The sequence below is a fragment of the Curtobacterium sp. B8 genome (genome assembly GCF_000333315.1).
Classification (GTDB): domain Bacteria; phylum Actinomycetota; class Actinomycetes; order Actinomycetales; family Microbacteriaceae; genus Curtobacterium; species Curtobacterium luteum.
This window is the reverse complement of record NZ_BACW01000103.1, coordinates 1-1,939: the sequence shown is the minus strand read 5'-3', so window position 1 is coordinate 1,939 and position 1,939 is coordinate 1. Positions and strand designations below refer to the sequence as shown.

General features: G+C 74.2%; 3 protein-coding genes and 1 pseudogene. 1 reads left to right on the top strand and 3 read right to left on the bottom strand.

Annotation, left to right across the window (positions count from 1 at the left end; genetic code table 11):
• Positions 1-595, bottom strand: a pseudogene (locus I59_RS02770) (bifunctional 3'-5' exonuclease/DNA polymerase); the annotation flags it as partial.
• A 39-nt stretch (positions 596-634) separates the two neighbouring features.
• Positions 635-847 (bottom strand): hypothetical protein, encoded by a 213-nt coding sequence (locus I59_RS02765; protein ID WP_022902565.1) that lies wholly within the window; start codon positions 845-847, stop codon positions 635-637.
• 83 nt (positions 848-930) lie between these two features.
• Between I59_RS02765 and I59_RS18975 the strand changes: the two genes are divergently transcribed.
• Complete coding sequence (locus tag I59_RS18975; protein ID WP_022902564.1) at positions 931-1,194, top strand: hypothetical protein; 264 nt, start codon at positions 931-933, stop codon at positions 1,192-1,194.
• Here the strand turns inward: I59_RS18975 and I59_RS02755 are convergent.
• Positions 1,175-1,939: L-serine ammonia-lyase (locus I59_RS02755; RefSeq protein WP_042726394.1), on the bottom strand; the 765-nt coding region annotated here is incomplete at its 5' end. The genes I59_RS18975 and I59_RS02755 overlap by 20 nt on opposite strands.

Genomic DNA, 1,939 nt, shown 5'->3' with positions numbered 1-1,939 from the left:
CGTACGGCACCCGCGGCCCGAGCTCCTGTTCGAGGAGCCGCTCGTGCACGTCCACCCGCCACGGGAGGCCGGCGTGCAGCATCTCCGCCGCGACGAGCGCGCCGGCCGACTCCGCGGTCAGGAGCAGCCGCAGGGCACCGGGCGCCGAGGATGCGGCGACCGCGGCGGTCTGCGCCCGGAACTCGGCGACCGGGTCCAGCGGGTCGTCCGGCACCGGCGCGGCGAACAGCGCGTCGTCGAAGAGCGGGGCGTGCGTCGGCTGGGCGGGGCGCGCCTCCAGGACGGGTGGCGCGTCGAGCGCGTCGAGGGGTGCCGCCTGCAGCGCGGTCCCGCGGGCCGCGAGCGCTCCCCGCAGGACGCGGCGCCCGAGCCGCAGGTCGACGCACCGTGCGATGCGGCCGCCGGCCGCCAGGACGGCCGGGTACCAGCGCGCCGTGTCGTCCCACACCCAGCGCACGCCCGGTCCGTCGTGTGCTGCGACGAAGGCCGGGAGGCTCGACTCGGCGAAGCGCTCCGGCGCGCCGTCGGCGGTTCCCGCGTCCGTCAGCGGCGTCGCGGAGACGCTGCCGTCGACGCGGCTGAGGACGTGGTGCACGGGACGATCATGCCGTGCACCGCCGTCCGTCGGTCGCGGTCACTCCCCCGGGCGGACCGCAGCGGTGTCCGCGACGTCGATGCGGACGTCACCGTCGGGTGCCTCGGAGACCTCGACGCGGGGGTCCGCGTCGTGTGCGTCGGACCCGGACATGCGGCGGAGGGTGTCCTGCCGGCGCTCCTCGAACGTCATGTCGACGCCGTCGTCGAGGTGGTCGCGGTCGGGGTGCCGGTGGTCGTCGTGCTCGGTCATGGACCCGACCGTACGCGCGGCCCATGAACCTGACGAAGCTTCGACGATTCTGCGCTATCCGGACAACCCGCGATGATGGAGCGGTGCACCAGACGATCGACGACCACGAGGCGTGGCTGGAGGTCCCCGCTGACGCGGTCCCCGTGAACGCCACCGTCCGCTACGAGGACCGCGGCGAGCGCCACGTCGGCACCGTGGTCGACGAGCTCACGACCCCGGGAGCGACCGCGCTCGTGGTGCTCGACGGGGACGGCGCGCCGCGGGTCGTCCCGACCGAGGCCCGACTCGAGGTCCGCGTCGACCAGGTCCGCGTCGACGAGGTCCGGGTCAACACAGGGGGACGTTGACCGCCAGGCCGCCCATCGCGGTCTCCTTGTACTTCGTCGACATGTCGGCGCCCGTCTGCCGCATGGTCTCGACGACCTGGTCGAGCGACACGTGGTGGACGCCGTCGCCACGGAGGGCCATCCGTGCCGCGTTGATCGCCTTGTTCGCCGCGATCGCGTTCCGCTCGATGCACGGGATCTGCACGAGGCCGCCGATCGGGTCGCAGGTGAGACCGAGGTTGTGCTCCATGGCGATCTCGGCCGCGTTCTCGACCTGCTCCGGGGTGCCGCCGAGGACCTCCGCGAGCCCGGCCGCGGCCATCGAGGCCGCCGACCCGACCTCGCCCTGGCAGCCGACCTCTGCCCCGGAGATCGACGCCCGCTCCTTGTAGATCGAGCCGACCGCGCCGGCGGTCAGCAGGAACCGCACCACGGCGTCGTCCCGACGGTCCGCCGTGACCTCGGGGACGTAGGTGAGCGCGTAGGACAGGACGGCGGGGATGATCCCCGCGGCGCCGTTCGTCGGGGCGGTGACGACCCGGCCCCCGGTCGCGTTCTCCTCGTTCACCGCCATCGCGACGAGGTTGACCCACTCCATCGCGAACAGCGGGTCGTGGTCGGGGTCGTCCCGGACGAGCTGCTCGTACCAGGTCGCCGCGCGGCGCCGGACGTCGAGACCACCGGGGAGCGTGCCGGTCCGCCGGACGGACCGCTCGACGCAGTGCTCCATCACGGCGGGATACCGAGGAGCCGCTCGCGACGGCGC